Raw genomic sequence first — 24670 nt, 5'->3', positions numbered from 1 at the left:
CTGACCTACAAGAATTCAAGGCAGGTAAGAAATGAGCGCTATCAACGTCTTCCAGCAAAACCCAGGCCCTGAAGCCAAGGCTCAGTCGCCACTGCACCACGCCGACCTGGCCAGCCTGGTCGGCAAGGGCCGCAAGAATGCAGGCGTGACCCTGCGCGAAAAGAAATTCCTCGGCCACCTGACCCTGCGTGGCGACGGCCATGACCAGGCCTTCGCCGGCGGCGTGCACAAGGCCCTTGGCCTGGAGCTGCCGGTGGCCCTGACCGTGGTCGCCAACAGCGAGATGTCGCTGCAATGGGTCGGCCCGGACGAGTGGTTGCTGATCGTCCCCGGCGGCCAGGAGTTCGCCGTCGAGCAGAAGCTGCGCGATGCCCTCGACGGCCAGCATATCCAGGTGGTCAACGTCACCGGTGGGCAGACCCTGCTCGAGCTGCGCGGCCCCAACGTGCGCGACGTGCTGATGAAATCCACCAGCTATGATGTACACCCGAACAACTTCCCGGTCGGCAAGGCCGTCGGCACCGTGTTCGCCAAGTCGCAACTGGTGATCCGCCGCACCGCCGAGGACACCTGGGAGCTGGTGATTCGCCGCAGCTTCTCCGACTACTGGTGGCTGTGGCTGCAGGACGCGTCGGCCGAGTACGGCCTGGCCATCGAAGCCTAAGGAGCAGCACCATGAGTCGGGCACCGGACACCTGGATTCTCACCGCCGACTGCCCGAGCATGCTCGGCACGGTCGATGTGGTGACGCGTCACCTCTACGAGCAGCGCTGCTACGTCACCGAGCACCATTCCTTTGATGACCGGCTATCGGGGCGGTTCTTCATACGTGTGGAGTTCCGCGCCGCGGACGGCTTCGACGAGGAGGGCTTCCGTGCCGGCCTCGCCGAACGCAGCGAAGCCTTCGGCATGGCTTTCGAGCTGACCGCGCCGAATCACCGCCCCAAGGTGGTGATCATGGTGTCCAAGGCCGACCACTGCCTGAACGACCTGCTGTACCGCCAACGCATCGGCCAGTTGGCCATGGACGTGGTAGCGGTGGTGTCCAACCACCCCGACCTGGAGCCCCTGGCGCACTGGCACAAGATTCCGTACTACCACTTCGCCCTCGACCCCAACGACAAACCGGCGCAGGAGCGCAAGGTGCTGCAGGTGATCGAGGAGAGCGGCGCCGAACTGGTGATCCTCGCCCGCTACATGCAAGTGCTGTCGCCGGAGTTGTGCCGCCGGCTGGATGGCTGGGCGATCAACATCCACCACTCGCTGCTGCCTGGCTTCAAAGGCGCCAAGCCGTATCACCAGGCCTACAACAAGGGCGTGAAGATGGTGGGTGCCACCGCGCACTATATCAACAACGACCTGGACGAAGGGCCGATCATCGCCCAGGGCGTGGAGGTGGTGGATCACAGCCACTATCCGGAAGACCTGATCGCCAAGGGGCGGGATATCGAGTGCCTGACCCTGGCACGGGCGGTTGGCTATCACATCGAAAGAAGGGTGTTCCTAAACGCGAATAGGACTGTCGTTCTCTAAGCCGAAACCATCGCGGGGCAAGTCGCATCGCGATGGTTTTTTACGACAGATGGTGCGCCGCAAACAGGTATCCCCCTGTCGCATCCAGTCACCGCCCCATCCCCCATCAAGCCCACAATCCCTTCATTCCAGTAACACAGGCCGCCCACGGAAAGGCGGCGCTTTCCACCACCGCTGCATAAATACAAATCAAGCGAGGTAAGAGCATGTCTGGTAACCGTGGAGTGGTGTATCTCGGCGCGGGCAAGGTCGAGGTGCAGAAGATCGACTACCCCAAGATGCAGGACCCGCGCGGCAAGAAGATCGAGCACGGTGTCATCCTCAAGGTGGTCTCCACCAACATCTGCGGCTCCGACCAGCACATGGTCCGCGGCCGCACCACCGCCCAGGTCGGCCTGGTGCTGGGCCACGAAATCACTGGTGAAATCGTCGAGATGGGGCGTGATGTCGAGCGCCTGAAAATCGGCGACCTGGTGTCGGTGCCGTTCAACGTCGCCTGCGGTCGCTGCCGCTCGTGCAAAGAGATGCACACCGGCGTCTGCCTTACCGTCAACCCGGCCCGCGCCGGCGGCGCCTACGGCTATGTCGACATGGGCGACTGGACCGGCGGCCAGGCCGAATACGTGCTGGTGCCGTACGCCGACTTCAACCTGCTGAAACTGCCGGACCGCGACAAGGCCATGGAGAAGATCCGTGACCTGACCTGCCTGTCCGACATCCTGCCCACTGGCTATCACGGTGCCGTCACCGCAGGCGTTGGCCCGGGCAGCACCGTCTACGTTGCAGGTGCCGGTCCAGTCGGCCTGGCTGCCGCAGCGTCCGCCCGCCTGCTGGGCGCCGCCTGCGTGATCGTCGGCGACCTTAATCCGCTGCGCCTAGCCCATGCCAAGTCCCAGGGTTTCGAGGTGGTCGACCTGTCCAAGGACACCCCGCTGCATGAGCAGATTGTCGATATCCTCGGCGAGCCGGAAGTGGACTGCGCCGTCGATGCCGTCGGCTTCGAGGCCCGTGGCCATGGTCATGAAGGCGCCAAGCACGAAGCCCCGGCCACCGTGCTCAACTCGCTGATGCAAGTGACCCGCGTCGCCGGCAACATCGGCATCCCGGGTCTTTATGTGACCGAAGACCCGGGCGCGGTGGATGCTGCCGCCAAGATCGGCGCGCTGAGCATCCGCTTTGGTCTGGGCTGGGCCAAGTCCCACAGCTTCCACACCGGGCAAACCCCGACCATGAAGTACAACCGCCAGCTGATGCAGGCGATCATGTGGGACCGCATCAATATCGCCGAAGTGGTGGGGGTGCAGGTGATCAGCCTGGATCAGGCGCCCGAGGGGTATGGCGAGTTTGATGCAGGGGTGCCGAAGAAGTTTGTGATTGATCCGCATAAGACGTTTAGTGCGGCGTAGGTCGGAATAATCAGAGCCCCGTATATAGGGGCTCTGTTTTTTGTATTGCTCATGTTCGATAGGCACTTTAAGTGCGCGACTTTTTCGGCTCTGATGAATTTGCAGTTGGAGATGTTTCGTCTTTTTCAGAGAGCCTTTCGTAAAAAGTATTACGGTTTTTTTGGGAGGGATGACGGAGCACTGAGCCCTGCATATCAGTTGCTAGTAATGTCGTGGAGGTCATACGTATATGTGTCTGTGTCATACGGGAAACCTATGTTGAGAGACTTTGCGCCTGAAGCTGCTGTGAAGCCAGAAATTTGACGGTTTATTTATAATTAAAATTATTATTTGGTGTTGGTTCGCATAAGGTTTTGCGCGAAGTCAAGGTCGGCTTCAAGCTGCTTTAGATGAAGGGTGAGTAGAATAAGATCTTTTTTGGGGGCTGAATACTGTGCTGATAATTCTGTAAATATTATGCGATTTGTTATTATTTTGTCATCTATAGCAGAGATTTTGTCTAATATTGTGCCAAGGTCTTGAGTCCTTTTAAGTGACTCAACGTATTTTTTGCGCTTCGCGTTAAGGTCATCTATGGTGGCTTCCGCTTCAAGCATTTTTTTAATGCCGCGGCCATATTTTTTTTTGTAATCTTGAATGTTTTGGCTCGTTTTCTGAATTTCTTGCGTTTGTTCTTGACTGAAATTTTGTAGATGGATAGTTTCTGAATCGGTGAAATTAGGAGCTGGTACTAGTTTTGTTTGACCGCTGATTTGTGCATTTCTGTAGAGCTTCCCGTTTATATTGCTTTTATCGCCGATTAGCGTTAAGGCCGCTGGGCTTCGTAGCGGATTTTTCATGTGGCCGGAGGCGTCAGTATAATTTACCGGGTCATTAGAACAGTAAGCGTAAGCATTGATGTTACCGGCTCCGAAAGGACTTAAGCGATCGGGCGAGTGAAAACGCATCAGTATTGGATTGTAGGCTCTGTAGCTGCCAAGTAGGTAGAAACCTGCAACTGTGCGAAGTTCCGCGTTGAATCGGAGCTGGGGGCTGTCCGAGATTGCATGTGGGTCGAACCCGTAGGTCGCATACGATAGTGAAAGAGGCTCCTGTTTTGTATGCGCACGCAATATTGAACCTTGCATGTCTGTTGCCAGTAACGATGTTGCCGAGGGGGAGAGGTGCTTCGGTTGCATGACTGTCTCCAAATGATCTTGGGTCTCCTTCACAAATTTGCGGCAATGGAGCTAGGCCCGCTACTGGCAAAAATGCTAGGTCTCAAAAAGAATCCTACCCAGAATGAGGCTATACCCCACATACTGCTTGAGGTTGCAGGGAATATCCTGCGCGATATGTCGATGCACGTCTGATTGTCCGGGGAAATCCTGCCCACTAGGCTTTCCCGGTCGCTGTCGGTTCAGCGATCGGGTGTGGAAACCCGGATATGCGTCCTGGAACGTGTCGTTATGGCGGCTGTGCGCGGGAGGCTTAGTGCCTACCGGGTTTTCCTGAATGCATCCGAGTCCACCCCGTGTACAGCTGCAACCCTTTTGTGTGGAAACGAATTGTGCAGCATCACTGCATTCAGGTGACTGTCATGAAAAAATCGTCCCCGACCCACCCGAAGACCTCCACGCCAAATTACAACTCCCACCCGGCCAATCCCTTTCCACTGCCCTCCTCGAAGGCGCCGTGCCCATCGAGGAGGTGCTGATGAACGTCTGCCATTTCATGTTCATCGCCTATACCGACGGCTATCACGCCCAAGAGCTGGCGACCGACGGCGATGTGAAGCAGCTCCAGGCGTCGAGCCTGCTGCATCTGACTGTCGCCTGGGGGCAGTCAGATGCGCTGGTGGGGGCGTTGAAGCAGGTGCCTGCCTCGGGCTTTTATCAGCCGGGTTGAAATAGCCGGGGTCGCTGTGCGGCCCCTCGCCGGCAAGCCCACACACAGGTACAGCGCAGGCCTCAGGCTGTTGTGCAATCCACTGTGGGAGCTGGCTTGCCAGCGATTGGGCCCTGGGATGAACACCGATGGCCGGCCCGGAACAAACCTTCGGCACCCCAGTCCAACCCCTCGTTTCCCGGCCATTCCGGCCGACGAGGTCCCTCCCGATGAAAGCATTCACCCTGGCAACCCTGATGACCCTGGCCGTAAGCCCGGTGTTCGCCTTCAACCTCAGCGACGCGGCCAATGCCGTCTCGGCCATGCAGAGCCAGAGCCAGCAGGTCCAGGGGCAAGCGCCTGCCGCCCAGGCCAACCTGCTCAACACGCTGGGTAGCGAATTGAAGATCACTCCCGAGCAAGCCATCGGCGGCGCGGGGGCCATGTTGGGCCTGGCGCGCAACAACCTCAGCGGCGATGACTACGGGCAGTTGACCAAGGCCGTGCCGGGGCTCGACCTGCTGTCGGGCAACAATGCGCTGGGTGGGCTGAACGGCTTGGGGCAGTTGCTGGGCAATGACAAGAACAGCTCGGCCCTGAGCAATGCGCTGGGCGGTGAAGTCGAGAACCGCAATGACCTGGACAACGCCTTCAAGGCGCTGGGCATGGATACCGGGATGATCGGCCAGTTCGCGCCGTTGATCCTGCAGTACCTGGGGCAGCAGGGAATTGCCGGGTCGTTGCTGCAGAACCTGGGGAGTTTGTGGGGTAGCCCGGCGGTAAACACCCCGTCGGTCTGACCCCACCCTCTGAAGGAGCGGTGCACCGCCGCTCCTGCAGGAAACATGCGGGGCTACGCGGTCTCGGAGAAATCCACCAACCGCACCGGCCGACGGAAACCAGCCGTCAGCACCGCCAGGTACGCCAGCCCCAACGCAAACCAGCACAAGCCGATCACCAGCGTCAGCGCCGACAGGCTGGTCCACAGCCACAAGGTCAGGCCCAACCCCACCAGCGGTACCGCGCCATAGCGCAGCAGGCCCAGCGGCGTGCGCTGTCCCGCGTCATCCATCAGGTGCGTCTTCACCACCGCCAGGTTCACCGCCGAGAACGCCACCAGCGCGCCAAAGCTGATCAGCGAGGCGAGGGTGGCCAGGTCGATCACCAGTGCCAGCAGCGAGAACGCCGATACCAGCAGGGTGGCGAACAACGGCGTGCCGAAGCGCGGCGACAGGTAGCCGAAGCTGCGCTGCGGCAGTACGTGGTCGCGGCCCATGGTGAACAGGATGCGCGACACCGCCGCCTGCGAGGCCAGCGCCGAGCCCAGGCTGCCGGCAACGAAGGCAGCGGTGAAGAAGTTGGCGAGGAACTGCCCGCCGGCCTTCATCATCACTTCGTTGGCGGCGGCATCGGTGTTGGCGAAGGTGCTGCCCGGCAGCACCAGCTGGCTGACATAGGCCAGCACGGTGAACAGCAGCCCGGCGCCAAGGGTGGTGAGGATGATCGCTCGCGGCACGTCGCGGCGGGCGTCCTTGCATTCTTCGGCCAGGGTCGACACGGCATCGAAGCCGAGGAACGACAGGCACAGCACCGCAGCCCCTGCCATCAAGGCAGCGAAGCCCGGCGCGCTGCCATCACCGCGCAGCGGCGCCAGCAGGTCCACCGGCTGGCCGGCCAGGCCCTGCCAGGACAGGGCGACGAACACGCCGATGAAGACGATCTGCGCGCCGACGATCAGGTTGCTGGTCTTGGCCACCGAGTGGATGCCGACCACGTTGAGCACGGTCACCACGGCGATGGCCGCCAGCACGATGGCCCAGGCCGGGATGGCCGGGAAGGCGATGTTGAGGAACAGCCCGATCAGCAGGTAATTGATCATCGGGATGAACAGGTAGTCGAGCAGCAGCGACCAACCCGCCAGGAAACCCACGTTGGGGCCGAACGCCATGTTGGTGTAGGAGTACGCCGAGCCCGCGACCGGGAAGCGCTTGACCATGAAGCTGTAGGAGGTGGCGGTGAACAGCATGGCCAGCAGGGTGACCAGGTAGGCAGCGGCGGTGCGGCCACCGGTGAGTTCGGTGACGATGCCGTAGGTGGTGAAGATGGTCAGCGGGACCATGTACACCAGGCCGAAGAACACCAGGGCGGGCAGGCCCAGGACGCGGCGCAGTTGCGCGGGGGCGGAGCAGGGAGGGTTGGCCATCGATCGATCCTGGCTTTTCTTGTAGTTGTGGTTGATCGATTTTTATCCACTCAGGTGGGTGGTGACAAACAAAGAGTTCCTTATGTCGATTATAAATCTGGATTTTAATCGGGGTTTGGTGAGGTATTTGTAGGCCCTATCGCGGGCAAGAGCGCGACAGGGCCATTGGTTTCAGCGCATCTCTGCGCGCAACTGCGCGATCCGTTGGTCCTTGTCCAGCCACAGCTGGTTGACCCAGGCCTGCACCGTCTGGCGGAACGCCGGGTCGTTCTCGTAATCGCCCGCGCACAGCGCCGGGTCCAGCTCGCGCACGCGGATGTCGATGATCACCCGGCTGATACTGCCGTTGAGCAGGTCCCAGAACCCCGGCGCCTTGTCGCCCGGGTAGACGATGGTCACATCGAGCAGCGCATCCAGCTGCTCGCCCAGCGCCGCCAGTACGAAAGCCACGCCGCCGGCCTTGGGCTTGAGCAGGTGACGGTAGGGCGATTGCTGCTCGGCGCGCTTGGCCTCGGTGAAGCGGGTGCCTTCGAGGTAGTTGACCACGGTCACCGGCTGGCGCTTGAACAGCTCGCAGGCGGCCTTGGTGATCTCCAGGTCCTTGCCCTTGAGTTCGGGGTGCTTGTCGAGGAAGGCCTTGCTGTAGCGCTTCATGAACGGGTAATCCAGGCCCCACCAGGCCAAGCCCAGCAGTGGTACCCAGATCAGCTCCTTCTTGAGGAAGAACTTGAAGAACGGCACGCGGCGGTTGAGGCTCTCGATCAGCGCCGGGATATCCACCCAGGTCTGGTGATTGCTCACGCACAGGTACGAGGTGTCCTGGCGCAGCGTGTCGACGCCGCGAATGTCCCACTGGGTGGGGATGCACAGGGCGAAGATGGCCTTGTCGATTTCCGACCAGGTTTCGGCGATCCACATCACCGCGGCCGACGCGTAGTCGCGGCCACGGCCCGGCAGCACCAGCTTGAGCAGGGCGAAGACCAGCAGCGGGCCGATCAGCACCAGGGTGTTGAGCAGCAGCAGGGTGAGGGTGAGGATGCCGGTCAGCAGGCGACGCATAAGGGGACTCTTGTTGTGTGAAGTGAACGGTTGGCAATGATAAGCAGGGTATGGCCCTTAGCCAAACGTCGTACGTCCATTAACTGGGACAAATGTTTCACATTATGTTGTTTAACCTGTGGCGACGAACCTATCCTGCCCGCACAGTCTAAGCACTGACCCCTCTTAAGGAAGCCTGCCCTGTGAAACCCTTGCTTGCCCTGCTGTCCCTTCTGGCGCTGCCGGTAATGGCCGCCGAACCGACGCTTTATGGCCGTTACGAGAACATCAAGCTGCCGGAGATCGGCCAGACCCTCAAAGCCAAGATGGATACCGGTGCCTGGACCGCTTCGCTGTCGGCCAAGGACATCGAGATGTTCAAACGTGATGGCAACGAGTGGGTGCGCTTCCGCCTGGCGACCGAGGGCGCCAGCGACAAGCTCTACGAGCATGAAGTGTCGCGTATCAGCAAGATCAAGAACCGCGCCGAGGAAGATGACGAGGAGGAGTCGCCCGCGCTCTCGCATCGCCCGGTGATCGACCTGGAAATGTGTCTGGGCGATGTGAAACGCACCGTGGAGGTCAACCTGGTCGACCGCAGCAATTTCCGCTATCCGCTGTTGATCGGTTCCAAGGCCCTGCGCAAGTTCAAGGCGGCGGTGGACCCGCGCGAGAAGTTCACGGCAGGCAATCCGGGCTGCTGATGCAGCAGTTGCAAGCATAGAGCGACAAGCTGCAAGAAACGGCGGATCGGTGTAAGTTGCCGCGATTCGCTTTCACTTGAAGCTTGCAGCTCGAGGCTTGCCGCTCAGATGCCCCACATCCTCATCGTCGAAGACGAATCCGCCATCGCCGACACCCTCATCTACGCCTTGCAGGCCGACGGCCACAGCACCGAGTGGGTGACCCTCGGCAGCGCCGCCGTCGAGCAGCAGCGCCTGCGCCCGGCCGACCTGGTGATCCTCGATATCGGCCTGCCCGATATCAGTGGCTTCGAGACCTGCCGCCAGCTGCGCCGTTTCAGCGAGGTGCCAGTGATGTTCCTCAGTGCCCGCGACGCCGAGATCGACCGCGTGCTGGGCCTGGAGATCGGCGCCGACGACTACGTGGTCAAGCCGTTCAGCCCCCGCGAGGTGGCGGCGCGGGTGCGGGCGATCCTCAAGCGCATGGCGCCGAGGGTTGAAGTGGCCAGCGACAGCACGCCGTTCCAGCTCGATACCTTGGCGATGCGTATCAGCTACCGGGGCCAGGCGCTGGCGCTCACCCGCCATGAGTTCCGCTTGCTGCAAAGCCTGCTCGAGCAACCGCGGCGGGTGTTCAGCCGCGAGCAACTGCTCGACGGCCTGGGCGTGGCCTCGGACGTGGGCTACGAGCGCACCATCGACAGCCATATCAAGAGCCTGCGCGCCAAGCTGCGCCAGGTTGCGCCCGACGCCGAGGCGATCCAGACGCACCGTGGCCTGGGCTATAGCTACAGCCCGGAGCACGCCTGATGCGCCTGGGGATTCGCATCTTCCTGGTGTACTTCCTGTTCGTCGGCCTGGCGGGCTACTTCCTGCTCAATACGGTGCGCGAGCAGATCCGCCCGGTGGTGCGTCAGTCATCGGAAGAAACCCTGGTGGATACTGCCAACCTGCTGGCCGAGATCCTTCATGATGATGTGAAGAACGGCACCCTGACCCAGAGCCGCCTGTCGCAGGTACTGGCCTCCTATGGCGAGCGGCGCCCGAGCGCGCAGATCTGGGGGTTGGCGAAAAACCAGGTCAGCCACCGGATCTACGTGACCGATGCCAAGGGCATCGTCCTGCTCGACTCCAGCGGCCGGGACGTGGGCAAGGACTATTCGCGCTGGAATGACGTCTACCTGACCTTGCGTGGCCAGTACGGCGCACGTTCGACCCGCAGCGACCCGGATGACGAAAGCACTTCGGTGATGCATGTGGCGGCGCCGATCCTCGACGGTGGCCAGATCATCGGCGTGGTCACCGTGGCCAAGCCCAACAGCTCGCTGCAGCCATACATCGACCGCTCCGAGCGGCGCCTGCTGATCCTCGGCCTCGGGCTGATCGTGCTCGGCCTGTTGGTCGGTGCGGCGCTGTCGTGGTGGTTGACCCGTTCGCTGCGCCGCCTCACCCACTATGCCCAGGCGGTCAGCGAGGGCCAGCGCGCCGCGCTGCCGCACTACAAGGGCGGCGAGCTGCTGCAACTGGCCACGGCGGTGGAGCGCATGCGCACCCAGCTCGAAGGCAAGGCCTACGTCGAACGTTATGTGCACACGCTCACCCATGAACTCAAGAGCCCGCTGGCGGCGATCCGTGGCGCCTCTGAGCTGCTGCAGGGCGACATGCCGCAAGAGCAGCGGGCGCGCTTTGCCGGCAACATCGAGCGCGAGAGCGACCGCCTGCAGCAGATGATCGAGCGGTTGCTCAACCTGGCCCGGGTCGAACAGATGCAGGCCCTGGAGGACGAGCAGCAGGTGGCGGTGGCGGCGTTGATCGACGAACTGCTGCTGGCCCAAGGTACAAGGATCGACGGTGCCGGGTTGCAGGTGCGCCAGCGGATCCCGGCGGGCCTCAGGCTACTGTGCGATCCATTCCTGATGCGCCAGGCGTTGGCCAACCTGCTGGACAATGCATTGGACTTCACCCCGCAGCAAGGCGCATTGGCCTTCGAGTTGGAGCACGATGGCGAGCGGGTGGCCTTAAGCCTGTTCAACCAGGGGCAGGCGATCCCCGAATATGCCCTGGGCCGGGTCAGCGAGCGCTTCTATTCGCTGCCAAGGCCCGGCACCGGGCGCAAGAGCACCGGGCTGGGGCTGAACTTCGTGGCCGAGGTGATGCAGTTGCATGGCGGGGCGCTGGCGGTGGACAACGTCGAGGGTGGCGTGCGGGTGAGGTTGTGGCTGCCGGCGCGGCGACTTACCTGAGAGGCAAGTCGCCCACTCCCACAGACTTTCTGCTGACCGCTCCAATCTCCACACAATCTCCACATTCCCTCCCCAAGGGCTCCACGCAGCGGGCAGACACTGCCCCCATCGCAAACGGAGCCCAACCCCATGAACAAGACCCTAGGTTTCAAGCTCGGCCTGATTGCCGTGCTGATCCTGCTGCTGCTGATTCCCCTGCTGATGATCGGCGGCTTGATCGACGAACGTCAGCAACTGCGCAACAACGTGCTCGGCGAGATCGCCGCGAGCTCCAGTTTCGACCAGTTGGTCAGTGGCCCGGTCGTGGTAGTGCCCTATCGCAAGTACGAGCGCCGCTGGATCGACAAGGACGGCAAGAGCGTCCAGGAAACCAGCACGGTCCACGGCCAGCTGTATTTCCTGCCGGAAACCTTCGAAATGGATGTGGGCGTCGATACCGAGCTGCGTGCCCGGGGCATCTACCAGGCGCGCCTGTTCCATGCCAAGAGCAGGATCAGCGGCCGCTTCAAGCTGCCCGAGCGCTGGGGGATCGAGAAAGACTACGACGACTATCGCTTCGACAAGCCGCGGCTGATGGTCGGCATCAGTGATATCCGCGGCATCGAGAACAGCCTTGAACTGAAGTTGGACGACCAGCGCCTGCCGTTCCAGCCCGGCAACGGAGTCGATTGGTTGCCTGGCGGCGTGCATGTGGACCTGCCGCAGTTCAGCGAGCCGCAGGCCCGGGAGTTCACCTATGCCTTCGACCTGGACCTGCTGGGCACCGGGCAACTGGCCGTGCTGCCGGTCGGGCGCAGCAGTACCGTGGACATGCGCGCCAACTGGCCGCACCCGAGCTTCATCGGCAACTTCCTGCCCAGCCGCCGCGCCATCGACGAGAAAGGCTTCAGCGCCCACTGGCAGACCACGTTCTTCGCCACCAACCTGGAGGAGGCGGTGCGCCTGTGCGCCACTGCGCAGAAGTGCGCTGACTTCACCGACCGGGCTTTCGGCGTCAGCTTCGTCGACCCGGTGGACCAGTACCTCAAGAGCGAGCGGGCGATCAAGTACGCGCTGCTGTTCATCGCCCTGACCTTCGCCGGCTTCTTCCTGTTCGAGGTGCTGAAGAACCTCAGCGTGCACCCGGTGCAGTACATCCTGGTGGGCGTGGCCCTGGCGTTCTTCTACCTGCTGCTGCTGTCGTTGTCGGAGCACCTGGGGTTCGGCCTGGCCTATGGGCTGTCGGCGTCGGGCTGTGTGCTGCTGATCGGCTTCTACCTGGTGCACGTGCTGCGCAGCCTGGGACGCGGGGTGGGCTTTGCGGCGGGGTTGGCGGCGTTGTACGGCATGCTCTACGGGCTGCTCAGCGCCGAGGACTACGCACTGCTGATGGGCTCGTTGCTGTGCTTTGGCCTGCTGGGTGTGTTCATGGTGCTGACCCGCCGGCTGGACTGGTCGCGGGTGGGGAGGTTGGGATGAGGGAGGATAGAGAGATCGGGCGGTGGTTGGCCCAGCGGATCGGGCAGTTGTTTCCTGTACTGCCGAGGTGAGGCCATCGCGGGGCAAGCCTGCTCCCACGCAAATCCAGGTTTCGATCCAGATTTTGGCGTGGGAGCGGCGATGCGGCGGCCCGACTTGCCCCGCGATAGGGCCCGGTCAGGCTGCCGGTGCGGTGGCCAGCATCGACGCCCGCTGGCTGACCTCGGCGTACCACGCCGCCAGCCCCGGATACTCTCCGCGCCAGTCGAACTCCGGCTGGCGCAAGTCCAGATAACCCAAGGCGCAGGCCACACCGATCGCGGCGATATCGAAGCCGGAGATGATCTCTGCCAGGTGCTCGTGCTCCAGGCTCGCCAGCCCGCGGCGGATCTTCTCGCCCTGCGCTGTCACCCAACCGTCCCACTGCTTGTCCACCGGGCGCAGGAAGGTCTCGTAGCGCGTGGCCACGGAGGCATCCATGATCGCGTCGGCCTGCGCGGCCAGGGTCAGGCGCCGCCAGCGCGCCGAGCCCTCGCGGGGGATCAACGGCAGGCCGACATGCTGGCTGTCGAGGTATTCGCAGATCACCCGGCTGTCGTGCAGCACGCTGCCATCGTCCAGGCGCAGGGCCGGGATCTTGCCGATCGGGTTGTCGCGGTTGAGCTGCTCGTCGCCGTTCAGCGGGCTGATGTTCACGCCCTGCACGCTGACGCGCTCCAACTGGCCGGTCTCGTGCAGGACGATCATCACCTTGCGCACGAACGGTGACAACGGCGAATGGAACAGGATCATGGCTCAGTTGCCCTGCAGGCTGGGCGGCAGGCACACGCCGGTGCCGCCGATGCCGCAGTAGCCGTCCGGGTTCTTGGCCAGGTACTGCTGGTGGTAGGCCTCGGCGAAGTACACGGTCGGCGCCTGGGCGATCTCGGTGGTGATCTCGCCAAAGCCTGCCTTGCTCAGTTCGGCCTGGAAGGCGGCCTGGCTGGCCTGGGCTTCCTCGAGTTGCTGCGGCGAGGTGCAGTAGATCGCCGAGCGGTACTGGGTGCCGACATCGTTGCCCTGGCGCATGCCCTGGGTCGGGTTGTGCAGTTCCCAGAACATCGCCAGCAGTTCGCGGTAGCTGACCTTGTTCTTGTCGAACACCACCAGCACCACTTCGGTGTGGCCGGTCAGGCCCGAGCAGACTTCTTCATAGGTCGGGTTGGGGGTGAAGCCGCCGGCGTAGCCGACCACGGTGCTGACCACGCCTTCGCGCTGCCAGAAGCGCCGCTCGGCGCCCCAGAAGCAGCCCAGGCCGAAGATGGCGAAGTCGATGTCGCCTTCGAAGAACGGGCCGAGCAGCGGGGTGCCTTCGAACACGTAGTGGAACTCGGGCAGGGTCATCGGGGTTTCGCGGCCAGGCAGGGCCTGTTCCGCGGTGGGCAGGACATTTTTGTTCACCAGGATTTCCGAACGCAGGACCATGGCCGTTCCTCTGTGTTTTTTCAGTGGGATAGGTGTTGGACCCATCGCGGGGCAAGTCGCATCGGCGCACGCGATGGGGACCGAATGGCTTCTATAGTGCCCGAGCTTTACGCTGCTGTCAGTCCACCGGACCACGGGGATAGCGGCGCAGTTTTTCGCTCAGCTCGCGCCCCGGAATAGGGCGGTCGAACAGGTAGCCCTGGCCGACGTCGCAGCGGTGGCGGCGCAGGAATGCCAGCTGCTCGGGCGTCTCGATCCCTTCTGCGACCACCTTGAGCTTGAGGTTGTGGGCCATGGCCACCACCGCCGAGGTGATCTCCATGTCGTCCTGGTTGTCGGGGATCTCGTTGATGAAGCTGCGGTCGATCTTGATGATGTCGATCGGGAACTTCTTCAGGTAGCTCAGCGAGGAGTAACCGGTGCCGAAGTCGTCCATGGCCAGGGTCAGGCCCAGCGCCTTGAGCTCGTCGAGCTGGCGGTGGGTGTCTTCGGTGGCTTCGAGCAGCAGGCCTTCGGTCAGCTCCAGTTCCAGCAGGTGCGGTGGCAAGGCTTCCTCCTTGAGGATGCCAGCGATCGAGCCGACCAGCTCCGGGTCGGAGAACTGCTTGGGCGACAGGTTGATGGCCACGTGCAGGTTGCCAAGACCTGCTTCGCGCAGCTGCTGGCTCATGCGGCAGGCCTGGCGCACCACCCACTTGCCGATGGGGATGATCAGGCCGGTTTCCTCGGCCACGCTGATGAACTGGTCGGGGCGGATCATGCCGCGCTCGGGGTGGTTCCAGCGCAGCAGCGCCTCCAGGCCCAGCAGGCGACCGCTGCGCAGGCACAGCTTGGGCTGGTAGAACACCTCCAGTTCGTTCTGGGTCAGGGCGCGGCGCAGGTTGTTCTCGACGAACAGCTTGTAGCTGGCCTCGGCGTTGAGCACCTCGGTGAACACCTGGACCTGGTGCTTGCCGTTGGCCTTGGCCTTGTGCAGGGCCAGGCCTGCGTTCTTCATCAGCGTGGCCGGGTCGCTGCCGTGCAATGGCGCGCAGGCCAGACCCACGGAAGCGGTGACGTTGATCAGCTGGTTGTCGACGAACATCGGCTTGTCGAGGGTGCGCAGCAGCTGGTGGGCCACGCCCTGGCCGTCATCTAGGCTGGTGTCGTCGAGCAGCACGGCGAACTCGTTGCTGGCGAAGCGCGCCAGGCTGCCGCCGTTGGCCAGGCTGTTGCGCAGGCGCCGGGCCAGGCTGATCAGCAGCTTGTCGCCGGTCTGGTGGCCGAGGCTGTCGTTGATCCGCTTGAAGTTGTCGATGTCCACCAGCAGCAGGCAGATAGGGCTGTTGCTGTCGCGGGCGAAGCGCTCGTCGAGGTTGCGGATGAACGCCGGGCGGTTGCCCAGGTTGGTCAGGTTGTCGGTGTAGGCCAGGCGCTCGATGCGCTGCTGGGCCAGCTTGCTTTGGGTGACGTCTTCGTAGATGCCGATGTAGTGGGTCAGCTCGCGGTTGTCGCCGTACACCTTGGAGATCGACAGTTGCCCCCAGTAGGGCTCGAGGTTCTTGCGCCGGCTCTTGAACTCGCCCTGCCAGCTGTTGCCCATGGCCAGGCTCGACGGCGAGTCGAACAGCAGCTCGCTGAGGTTTTCCAGGGCCGGCAGTTCGGCCAGGTGGTGGCCCTGGACTTCCTCGGTGCTGTACTGGGTGATCGCCGTGAAGCTGGGGTTGACGTATTCCACCACGCCGTCGCGGTTGACCAGCAGGAAGGCGCTGGCGCTCTGCTCCACGGCCCGCTGGAAGAGGTGCAGGGCGCTGGCGGCGGTGCGTCGGTTGTGGTTGTTGATGACCTGGGCGAACTGGTCGGCCAGCTCGCCGGCGAAGGCGATCTCGTCCGACTGCCAGGCCCGCGGCTGGCCGGTCTGCTCCAGGCACAGCACGCCGACCACCTGGCCATCGATGCGGATACTGGCATCGAGCATCGCGTTGTCGTCGGTGCTGTACAGCGACTCGGCCATCTCGCGGGTGCGCGGGTCGTGGCTGGCGTTGTGGGCGTCGATGGCGCGGCTGGCGTGCAAGGCCTCGAGGTAGTCGGGAAAGCGGCTGGCGTCGATCGCCTCGGGCATGCGGTGCTGTTGTTCGCGGCGGTACCAGGCGCTGATCGGCTCCAGGCGCTGATCGTTCAGGTACCAGATGCTGGCGCAGTCGACCCGGTAGATCTCGCAGGCGCTGCGCGTGATCAGTTCGGCGGCTTCGAGCAGCGAGTTGCCGACGCTGTAGCGCTGGCGTGCCAGGCGCAGGATCAGGTCCTGCTGGGCGCGTACCCGATCCAGGTGCTCGAGCTGCTCCTGCTGGGCGCGCTGGTTCAGCTGTAGCGCCAGTTGCAGGCGATTGTTGCGCGATTCCAGGTCGTTCGCATCGAGGTCGGGGGCGTCTTGCGGGTGATCGTCGAACACCGTCAGGTAGCCACGCAGCAGTTGGCGGCTGTGCTGTTTGTAGCTTTCGCCGACTTCCAGCAGGCGCAGTGGCGCTGGGCTGGCGTGCAGGGTGTAGTGCACCCGGTAGTGGCCGCGCTGAGCCAGTTGCAGCTGGATCTCGTCGTGCAGCTTATAGCGGGCCTGAGGCTCCATGAGGCTGGCATAGGGCGAGCCGATCAGGGCGCAGAGCTCGGCAGCGGGCAGGCCGAATTGGCGGTCGCACGCCGGATCAAGGTAGAGCATCGCCCAACTGGCTTCGTTCAGCCGTTCGAAACGCAGCATGCCGAGCCGCGAGGGCACGGGGAGCTGCGTCACGACCTCGGCCGCCACACGGCTGGCGGCATCGGGTTGGCTTTTCATCGAAGACTCGCTTGAACTGGGGCGCGGCCTGAGGCACGGCGTATCGGGCAAGGTTGCATCATGTCCCGTGGGCTGGCAAGCGCCCATGCGGGATGCTGTGAACAGGTTGTCGGCCAACAGGATGAAATCTGAAGCGAGGTCCTTGGTGGGAGCGGGCCCAATAAAAAAAGCCCCGCCAATTGGCGGGGTTGAGGTACGAGCGTGGCAGCTCGAAAACGGTGCTGCCCCTCGCTTGAGGGGCAGCGTGCAGCGATTACAGCAGCATGGTGCGGATATCGCCCAGCACGTCGCCCAGGCGCTTGGTGAAGCGCGCGGCGGCGGCGCCGTTGATCACTCGGTGATCGTAGGAAAGCGACAGCGGCAGCATCAGCTTGGGCTGGAAGGCCTTGCCGTCCCAGACAGGCTGCATGGTTGCCTTGGAGACACCCAGGATCGCCACTTCCGGCGCGTTGACGATCGGCGTGAAGCCGGTACCGCCAATATGGCCGAGGCTGGAGATGGTGAAGCAGGCGCCTTGCATGTCGTCGGCCGAGAGCTTCTTGGTGCGAGCTTTCTCGGCCAGGGCGGCGGCTTCGGCAGCCAGTTGCAGCAGGCTCTTCTGGTCGACGTTCTTGATCACCGGGACCAGCAGGCCGTCCGGGGTGTCCACGGCGAAGCCGATGTGCACGTACTTCTTGCGGATGATCGCCTTGCCGCTTGGCGCCAGCGAGCTGTTGAAGTCCGGCAGTTCCTTGAGCAGGAAGGCGCAGGCCTTGAGCAGCAGCGGCAGCACGGTCAGCTTGACGCCAGCCTTCTCGGCCACGGCCTTCTGCGCAACGCGGAAAGCTTCCAGCTCGGTGATGTCGGCGGAGTCGAACTGGGTCACGTGCGGTACGTTCAGCCAGCTGCGGTGCAGGTTGGCGGCACCGACCTGCATCAGGCGAGTCAGGGCGACTTCTTCGACTTCACCGAACTTGCTGAAGTCAACAGCCGGGATCGACGGGATGCCAGCGCCGCCGGTAGCACCGGCAGCCGGGGCGTCCTTGGCCTTCTGCATCATGGCCTTGACGTAGACCTGCACGTCTTCTTTGAGGATGCGACCGTGCGGACCGGTAGCCGCGACCGCACCCAGGTCGACGCCGAATTCACGGGCCAGTTGGCGAACGGCAGGGCCAGCATGGACCTTGGCGTTGCTGCCGGCGGCCGGCGCGGTGGCGACCGGTGCGGGGGCGGCAGCCGGAGCAGCAGCGGCAGGTGCCGCGGCTGGAGCAGCCTCAGCCTTGGCCGGAGCGGCGGCTGGCGCTGGCGCGGCAGCAGGGGCAGCGCCGGCGGCTTTGATCTTGAAGATCAGGTCGCCGGTGCCGACTTCGTCTTCCAGCTTGCACAGCACGGCTTCGATCACGCCAGCGGCGGGCGACGGGATCTCCATGGAGGCCTTGTCGGACTCCAGGGTGATCAGCGACTGGTCGGCTTCGACGGTGTCGCCGACCTTGACCAGTACTTCGATGATCTTGGCCTTGCCCGATGAGCCGATGTCCGGCACGTGGATGTCCTGCACGCTGGCGGCAGCCGGGGCTGCGGCCGGAGCAGGGGCGGCTTCGGCGGCAGGCGCTGGGGCAGCAGCTGGCGCCGGAGCAGCAGCGGCAGGCGCCTCAGGTGCCGCGGCAGCGGCACCCTCGACTTCCAGGACCAGCAGCTCGTCGCCTTCTTTCAGGCGGTCGCCCAGCTTGACCTTCAGTTCCTTGACCACGCCGGCCTTGGGGGCCGGGATCTCCATGGAGGCCTTGTCGGACTCCAGGGTCAGCAGGCTCTGGTCGGCCTCGATACGGTCACCGACCTTGACGAACAGCTCGATGATTTCACCTTCACCGCTGCCGATGTCAGGTACGCGAATGAGTTCGCTCACTTAAAAATACTCCTCAGCAGTCCAGTGGGTTGCGCTTGTCCGGGTCGATGCCGAACTTGACGATGGCGTCAGCCACAACCTTGGGTTCGATCTCGCCACGGTCAGCCAGGGCTTCCAGGGCAGCCAGCACCACGAAGTGGCGGTCGACTTCGAAGAAGTGACGCAGCTTCTTGCGGCTGTCGCTGCGACCGTAACCGTCGGTACCCAGGACTTTGAACTCTTTGCTCGGCACCCACTGGCGAATCTGCTCGGCGAACAGCTTCATGTAGTCGGTGGAGGCGATGACCGGGCCCTTGCGACCGGCCAGGCACTCTTCGACGTAGGTCTGCTGAGGCTTCTGGCCAGGCTTGAGGCGGTTGGCGCGTTCCACGGCCAGGCCGTCGCGACGCAGTTCGTTGAAGCTGGTGACGCTCCACACGTCGGCGCCGACGTTGAACTCTTCACGCAGGATCTTCGCGGCTTCGCGGACTTCGCGCAGGATGGTGCCGGAGCCCATCAGCTGTACGTGGTGCGCGGCTTCGCGGGTGTCTTCTTCCAGCAGGTACATGCCCTTGATGATGCCTTCCTCGACACCGGCCGGCATGGCTGGCTGCTGGTAGGATTCGTTCATCACGGTGATGTAGTAGAAGATGTCCTGTTGCTCTTCGGTCATCTTCTTCATGCCGTCCTGGATGATCACCGCCAGCTCGTAGCCGTAGGTCGGATCGTAGGTGCGGCAGTTCGGGATAGTGCCCGCCATCATGTGGCTGTGACCGTCTTCGTGCTGCAGGCCTTCACCGTTGAGGGTGGTACGGCCGGCAGTACCGCCGATCAGGAAGCCACGGGTGCGGCTGTCGCCAGCGGCCCACGCCAGGTCGCCAATGCGCTGGAAGCCGAACATCGAGTAGAAGATGTAGAACGGCAGCATCGGCTGGTTGTGGCAGCTGTACGAGGTACCGGCAGCGATGAACGACGACATGGCGCCGGCTTCGTTGATGCCTTCCTCGAGAATCTGGCCCTTCTTGTCTTCGCGGTAGAACATCACCTGGTCTTTATCGACTGGCTCGTAGAGCTGGCCAACCGACGAGTAGATGCCCAGCTGGCGGAACATGCCTTCCATACCGAAGGTACGGGCTTCGTCCGGGATGATCGGGACGATGCGCTGGCCGATGTCCTTGTCCTTGACCAGCTGCGCCAGGATGCGCACGAAGGCCATGGTGGTGGAGATTTCGCGGTCGCCCGAACCGTCGAGGATCGCTTTCAGCGTTTCCAGTGGCGGGGTCGGCACGCTGAAGCTCTTGGCGCGGCGCTGAGGCACGAAACCGCCCAGGGCAGCACGACGCTCGGCCAGGTACTTGGCTTCGGCAGAACCTTCTTCAGGCTTGAAGAACGGCAGGTTCTCAAGGTCGGCATCCTTGACCGGGATGTCGAAGCGGTCACGGAAGTGACGCAGGCTTTCGACATCGACCTTCTTGGTATTGTGCGCGGTGTTCTTGGCTTCGCCGGCACCGGTACCGTAACCCTTGATGGTCTTGGCCAGGATGACGGTCGGCTGCTCCTTGTGGTTCACAGCCTGGTGGTATGCCGCGTAGACCTTGTACGGGTCGTGGCCGCCACGGTTGAGCTTCCAGATCTCCTCGTCGGACAGGTCTTCGACCATGGCCTTGAGCTCTGGGGTGTTGAAGAAGTTCTCACGGACGTACGCGCCGTCCTTGGCCTTGTAGTTCTGGTACTCGCCGTCGATGACTTCGTCCATGCGGCGCTGCAGGGCACCATTGGTGTCCTTGGCCAGCAGTGGGTCCCAGAAGCGGCCCCAGACGACCTTGTTGACGTTCCAGCCACCGCCACGGAACACGCCTTCGAGTTCCTGGATGATCTTGCCGTTGCCGCGAACCGGGCCGTCGAGGCGCTGCAGGTTGCAGTTGATGACGAAGATCAGGTTGTCCAGCTTCTCGCGGCCGGCCAGGGCGATCGCGCCCAGGGATTCCGGCTCGTCGCACTCGCCGTCACCCATGAAGCACCAGACCTTCTGCTTGCCGGCCGGGATGAAGCCACGGGCTTCCAGGTACTTCATGAAGCGCGCCTGGTAGATGGCCTGGATCGGGCCCAGACCCATCGAAACGGTCGGGAACTGCCAGAAGTCAGGCATCAGCCATGGGTGCGGGTACGAAGACAGGCCGTTGCCGTCCACTTCCTGGCGGAAGTTGTTCATCTGTTCTTCGTTGATGCGGCCTTCCATGAAGGCGCGGGCGTAGACGCCTGGGGAAGCGTGGCCTTGGAAGAAGATCAGGTCGCCGCCGTGTTCGTCGGTCGGGGCCTGGAAGAAGTAGTTGAAGCCGATGTCATACAAGGTGGCGCTGGAGGCGAAGCTGGAGATGTGTCCGCCCAGGTCCGAGTCTTTCAGGTTGGTACGCATGACCATGGCCAGGGCGTTCCAACGCACCATCGAGCGAATGCGGCGTTCCATGAACAGGTCGCCGGGCATGCGTGCTTCGTGGGTGACAGGGATGGTGTTGCGGTACGGCGTGGTGATGGCATACGGCAGCTGCGAGCCACTGCGGGTGGCCAGCTCGCCCATACGGGTCATCAGGTAATGAGCGCGGTCTTCGCCTTCTTTGTCGAGGACCGACTCCAGGGCATCCAGCCATTCCTGGGTTTCGATTGGATCGAGGTCTTGCATGGCTTGCTCCAGGGCGGAAAGGCCACCAGAATCGATGGCCTGAGTTTGCGACTGGCCTTATGGGCAGACGTCGTGAATTCTTGGATTACCGGACAGTCATCCGGCGCGGTGTAGTTTTACTACAAATGCTTTCGCATTTCATGCTTTTGCACGTTGGGCGTAGTAGTAAAACTACACAAATGCGACGTTTGGTCGCACCCTGGGTTGTGAGGAAAAACGTTCATGTTGGTTGGCGTTGTGTTGCTAACGGGTGGATCTTGATGTTTTTTGCCAATCTTTCGGTTTTTTCGGCTATTTCCAACTTTTGTACGACAGTCCAACCGTGGTCCAGCCTGCGCTTGACCCCCTCAACCCCTCTCATTCACGCCGATCAAGGATAGACCATGCGCCTGCCTTTGCCGCTCGATCTGCCTGCCGCTCTCCAACCACTGGTCGTTCGTAATCGACAGTTCCTAGCAGACGCACTGGTTGCGCACCCTGACCTGGCGACAAGCAGCTGGACAGAAGATCAGCGTCGGCAGTTCGACCAGGTGGCGGCGGCCAGCGAATTCGTGCTCACCCAGGCCCAACGCGAGCCGGCGATGCTGTTCGACCTGTTGGCCGGCGGCGAGATGGCACGTGCCTTCGCACCAGGCGAATTGCGTGCGCGCATCAAGGGCGCCGCCCAGGCCGCGCAATCCGAGGACGAGTTGGCGCGCAACCTGCGCCGCGAGCGCAATCGCCAGCAGCTGCGCATCATCTGGCGCGACGTCACCCGCCAGGCGGCGTTGGCCGAGACCTGCCGCGACCTGTCCGACCTCGCCGATGCCAGCATCGACGAAGCCTATCAATGGCTGTACCCGCGCCATTGCCAGCAGTTCGGCACACCCATCGGCAACCGCAGCGGCCAGCCCCAGCACCTGGTGGTGCTGGGCATGGGCAAGCTGGGCGCGGTGGAGTTGAACCTGTCGTCGGACATCGACCTGATCTTCGCCTTCCCCGAGGGCGGTGAAACCGAAGGCGTGAAGCGCTCGCTGGACAACCAGGAGTTCTTTACCCGCCTCGGCCAGCGCCTGATCAAGGCGCTCGACCCGGTCACCGTCGATGGCTTCGTGTTCCGTGTCGACATGCGCCTGCGCCCTTACGGCTCTGCAGGCGCGCTGGTGCTCAGCTTCAATGCCCTGGAGCAGTACTACCAGGACCAGGGGCGCGACTGGGAACGCTACGCCATGATCAAGGCGCGGGTAGTGGCCGGCGACCAGGCGGCCGGCGCGCAGTTGCAGGAGATGCTGCGGCCATTCGTCTATCGGCGCTACCTGGACTTCTCCGCCATCGAGGCGCTGCGCACCATGAAGCAACTGATCCAGCAGGAAGTGCGGCGCAAGGGCATGGCCGACAACATCAAGCTGGGGGCCGGTGGCATCCGCGAGGTCGAGTTCATCGCCCAGGCATTCCAGCTGATCCATGGCGGGCGCGACCTGAGCCTGCAGCAGCGGCCATTGCTGAAAGTGCTGACCACCCTGGAGGGCCAGGGCTACCTGCCGCCGGCGGTGGCCACCGAGCTGCGCGACGGCTACGAGTTCCTGCGTTACACGGAGCACGCGATCCAGGCCATCGCCGACCGCCAGACCCAGATGCTGCCGGACGACCCGACCGACCGCGCGCGCATCGCCTATATGCTGGGCTTTGCCGATTGGGATGGTTTCCATGCCCAACTGATGAACTGGCGTGGGCGGATCGACTGGCATTTCCGCCAGGTGATCGCCGATCCGGATGAGGATGAGGCCGAGGGCGAACTGGTAGTCGGTGGCGAATGGTCGCCCCTGTGGGAGCAGGCTCAGGATGAAGAAGCCGCCGGGCGCCAGTTGCAGGAGGCCGGTTTCCACCAGCCTGCCGAGGCGCTGCGCCGGCTCAATGCCTTGCGGGTCAGCCCGACACTGCGTTCGATGCAGCGCATCGGTCGTGAACGCCTGGATGCCTTCATCCCGCGGCTGCTGGCCCAGGCGGTCGAGCACGACAACCCGGACCTGGTGCTGGAGCGGGTGCTGCCCCTGGTCGAGGCGGTGGCGCGCCGCTCGGCCTACCTGGTGCTGCTCACTGAAAACCCCGGCGCGCTGCGCCGTCTGCTGACCCTGTGCGCGGCCAGCCCATGGATCGCCGAACAGATGGCGCGCTACCCCCTGCTGCTCGACGAGTTGCTCAACGAAGGCCGACTGTTCAGCCCGCCGCTGGCACCGGAGCTGGCCGCCGAGCTGCGCGAACGGCTCACCCGTATCCCCGAGGATGACCTGGAACAGCAGATGGAGGCCCTGCGTCACTTCAAGCTGGCCCACAGCCTGCGCGTGGCGGCCTCGGAGATCAGTGGCAACCTGCCGTTGATGAAGGTCAGCGACTACCTGACCTGGCTCGCCGAGGCCATTCTCGACCAGGTGCTGGCCCTGGCCTGGCGCCAGACCGTAGCACGCCATGGCCAGCCCAAGCGCAGCGACGGCAGCCTATGCGACCCTGGCTTCATCATCGTTGGCTACGGCAAGGTCGGCGGCCTCGAGCTGGGTCACGGCTCGGACCTGGACCTGGTGTTCATCCACGACGGTGACCCGAACGCCGAGACCGACGGCGCCAAGCCGATCGACAGCGCGCAGTTTTACACCCGCCTGGGCCAGCGCATCATCCACCTGCTGACCACCCAGACCAACTCCGGCCAGCTCTATGACGTGGACATGCGCTTGCGCCCGTCCGGCGCCTCGGGGTTGCTGGTGAGCTCGCTGGGCGCCTTCGAGCGCTACCAACAGAACGAGGCCTGGACCTGGGAGCACCAGGCCCTGGTGCGGGCCCGGGTGCTGGTGGGTTGTCCACAGGTGGCGAGTGCGTTCGAGAGCGTGCGGGCCAAGGTGCTCGGCCAGCCCCGTGACCTGGACAAGCTGCGCACCGAAGTGAGCGAGATGCGCGCCAAGATGCGCGACAACCTGGGCACCAAGGCCACCGCCGCGGGCACGGCGGGCAATGCCTTCGATGCCGGGCAACCCTTCGATATCAAGCAGGATGCCGGCGGTATCGTGGATATCGAATTTATGGTGCAATACGCCGCTTTGGCCTGGTCCCACGACCATCCGGCCATACTGCGCTGGACCGACAACATCCGTATCCTCGAAGAGCTCGAACAGGCCGGGTTGATGCCCGCCGCCGACGCCGTGCTGCTGCGCGAGCTGTACAAGGCGTTCCGCTCGGCCTCGCACCGCCAGGCCTTGCAGAAGCAGGCCGGGGTGATCGACGCGGCGCAGTTCGCCGAGGAGCGTCGCGAGGTGCGGCGGATCTGGGGGCAGTTGGGTTTGAGCTGAGATTGTCGGGGCCGCTTTGCGGCCTTTTCGTCGCGGTTCGTCGCCACGGCAAGCCGGCTCCCACAGGTGAATGCGGTCCATATGGAAGCCGGCTTGCCGGCGA

Annotated in this window: 18 protein-coding genes; 10 read left to right on the top strand and 8 right to left on the bottom strand. The window is 63.3% G+C overall.

The genetic code is table 11. From position 1 onward, the window contains the following. The first annotated feature begins 31 nt into the window (after nucleotides 1–31). The 3 genes from OH705_RS09055 to fdhA all read left to right on the top strand — a co-directional run bounded on the left by OH705_RS09055 (nucleotide 32) and on the right by fdhA (nucleotide 2939). Nucleotides 32–664: a sarcosine oxidase subunit gamma gene (locus tag OH705_RS09055; protein ID WP_038707202.1), complete on the top strand. Its 633-nt coding sequence runs from the start codon at nucleotides 32–34 to the stop codon at nucleotides 662–664. Between the two features lie 11 nt (nucleotides 665–675). Then, a complete protein-coding gene (gene purU / locus OH705_RS09050) occupies nucleotides 676–1533 on the top strand; it encodes a formyltetrahydrofolate deformylase (RefSeq protein WP_023631289.1) in 858 nt (285 codons plus the stop codon). Between the two features lie 206 nt (nucleotides 1534–1739). Next, nucleotides 1740–2939: a formaldehyde dehydrogenase, glutathione-independent gene (gene fdhA, locus OH705_RS09045; protein WP_046787516.1), complete on the top strand. Its 1200-nt coding sequence runs from the start codon at nucleotides 1740–1742 to the stop codon at nucleotides 2937–2939. A gap of 326 nt (nucleotides 2940–3265) precedes the next feature. On the opposite strand, the gene OH705_RS09040 is transcribed toward fdhA, so the two are convergent. Then, nucleotides 3266–4117, bottom strand: coding sequence for an RHS repeat-associated core domain-containing protein (locus tag OH705_RS09040; protein WP_267301931.1), 852 nt, complete (start codon nucleotides 4115–4117; stop codon nucleotides 3266–3268). A gap of 496 nt (nucleotides 4118–4613) precedes the next feature. Here OH705_RS09040 and OH705_RS09035 point away from each other — a divergent pair, with 496 nt between their 5' ends. Beyond that, complete coding sequence (locus tag OH705_RS09035) at nucleotides 4614–4826, top strand: hypothetical protein (protein ID WP_267301930.1); 213 nt, start codon at nucleotides 4614–4616, stop codon at nucleotides 4824–4826. A gap of 209 nt (nucleotides 4827–5035) precedes the next feature. Continuing rightward, nucleotides 5036–5605 (top strand): DUF2780 domain-containing protein, encoded by a 570-nt coding sequence (locus OH705_RS09030; protein WP_267301928.1) that lies wholly within the window; start codon nucleotides 5036–5038, stop codon nucleotides 5603–5605. 53 nt (nucleotides 5606–5658) lie between these two features. Here the strand turns inward: OH705_RS09030 and OH705_RS09025 are convergent, their stop codons facing one another. Together OH705_RS09025 and OH705_RS09020 are read right to left on the bottom strand one after the other, a co-directional pair. Beyond that, the gene (locus OH705_RS09025; protein ID WP_267301926.1) at nucleotides 5659–7008 is read right to left on the bottom strand and encodes an APC family permease; all 1350 of its coding nucleotides are present in this window, start codon (nucleotides 7006–7008) and stop codon (nucleotides 5659–5661) included. A gap of 171 nt (nucleotides 7009–7179) precedes the next feature. Next, nucleotides 7180–8067, bottom strand: a complete 888-nt coding sequence (locus tag OH705_RS09020; RefSeq protein WP_023630859.1) for an acyltransferase — start codon at nucleotides 8065–8067, stop codon at nucleotides 7180–7182. A gap of 182 nt (nucleotides 8068–8249) precedes the next feature. Here OH705_RS09020 and OH705_RS09015 point away from each other — a divergent pair, with 182 nt between their 5' ends. From OH705_RS09015 to creD, 4 genes are all read left to right on the top strand, one after another. After that, complete coding sequence (locus OH705_RS09015; RefSeq protein ID WP_023630860.1) at nucleotides 8250–8750, top strand: ATP-dependent zinc protease; 501 nt, start codon at nucleotides 8250–8252, stop codon at nucleotides 8748–8750. Nucleotides 8751–8858: 108 nt separating this feature from the next. Beyond that, nucleotides 8859–9539, top strand: coding sequence for a two-component system response regulator CreB (gene creB, locus OH705_RS09010; RefSeq protein ID WP_038707205.1), 681 nt, complete (start codon nucleotides 8859–8861; stop codon nucleotides 9537–9539). Further along, on the top strand, nucleotides 9539–10972 hold the full coding sequence (creC, locus tag OH705_RS09005) for a two-component system sensor histidine kinase CreC (protein ID WP_267301923.1): 1434 nt from the start codon (nucleotides 9539–9541) through the stop codon (nucleotides 10970–10972). Before creB ends, creC begins: the two co-directional genes overlap by 1 nt. A gap of 129 nt (nucleotides 10973–11101) precedes the next feature. After that, nucleotides 11102–12430 carry a cell envelope integrity protein CreD gene (creD, locus tag OH705_RS09000; protein ID WP_023632663.1) on the top strand — a complete coding sequence of 443 codons (1329 nt, stop codon included), beginning with the start codon at nucleotides 11102–11104 and terminating at the stop codon, nucleotides 12428–12430. A gap of 177 nt (nucleotides 12431–12607) precedes the next feature. Here creD and OH705_RS08995 read toward each other — a convergent pair whose 3' ends face one another. The 5 genes from OH705_RS08995 to aceE form a co-directional block, all read right to left on the bottom strand. Further along, a complete protein-coding gene (locus OH705_RS08995; RefSeq protein WP_038707207.1) occupies nucleotides 12608–13222 on the bottom strand; it encodes a glutathione S-transferase in 615 nt (204 codons plus the stop codon). Between the two features lie 3 nt (nucleotides 13223–13225). Continuing rightward, complete coding sequence (gene msrA / locus OH705_RS08990; protein ID WP_023632108.1) at nucleotides 13226–13894, bottom strand: peptide-methionine (S)-S-oxide reductase MsrA; 669 nt, start codon at nucleotides 13892–13894, stop codon at nucleotides 13226–13228. Between the two features lie 118 nt (nucleotides 13895–14012). Next, nucleotides 14013–16706, bottom strand: a complete 2694-nt coding sequence (locus OH705_RS08985) for a putative bifunctional diguanylate cyclase/phosphodiesterase (RefSeq protein WP_038707208.1) — start codon at nucleotides 16704–16706, stop codon at nucleotides 14013–14015. A gap of 253 nt (nucleotides 16707–16959) precedes the next feature. Further along, on the bottom strand, nucleotides 16960–18591 hold the full coding sequence (gene aceF / locus OH705_RS08980) for a dihydrolipoyllysine-residue acetyltransferase (RefSeq protein ID WP_267301920.1): 1632 nt from the start codon (nucleotides 18589–18591) through the stop codon (nucleotides 16960–16962). Nucleotides 18592–18604: 13 nt separating this feature from the next. After that, entirely contained in the window at nucleotides 18605–21250 is a 2646-nt protein-coding gene (gene aceE, locus OH705_RS08975; RefSeq protein ID WP_023630463.1) for a pyruvate dehydrogenase (acetyl-transferring), homodimeric type, read from the bottom strand. 383 nt (nucleotides 21251–21633) lie between these two features. Between aceE and glnE the strand changes: the two genes are divergently transcribed. Then, entirely contained in the window at nucleotides 21634–24567 is a 2934-nt protein-coding gene (glnE, locus tag OH705_RS08970) for a bifunctional [glutamate--ammonia ligase]-adenylyl-L-tyrosine phosphorylase/[glutamate--ammonia-ligase] adenylyltransferase (protein ID WP_267301919.1), read from the top strand. Nucleotides 24568–24670: the final 103 nt, after the last annotated feature.

The organism is Pseudomonas sp. BJa3 (assembly GCF_026343815.1).
In the GTDB taxonomy this organism is placed as follows: Bacteria; Pseudomonadota; Gammaproteobacteria; order Pseudomonadales; family Pseudomonadaceae; genus Aquipseudomonas; species Aquipseudomonas soli.
Note: the sequence above shows the minus strand (reverse complement) of the source record. Positions and strands in the feature narration are given on the sequence as shown.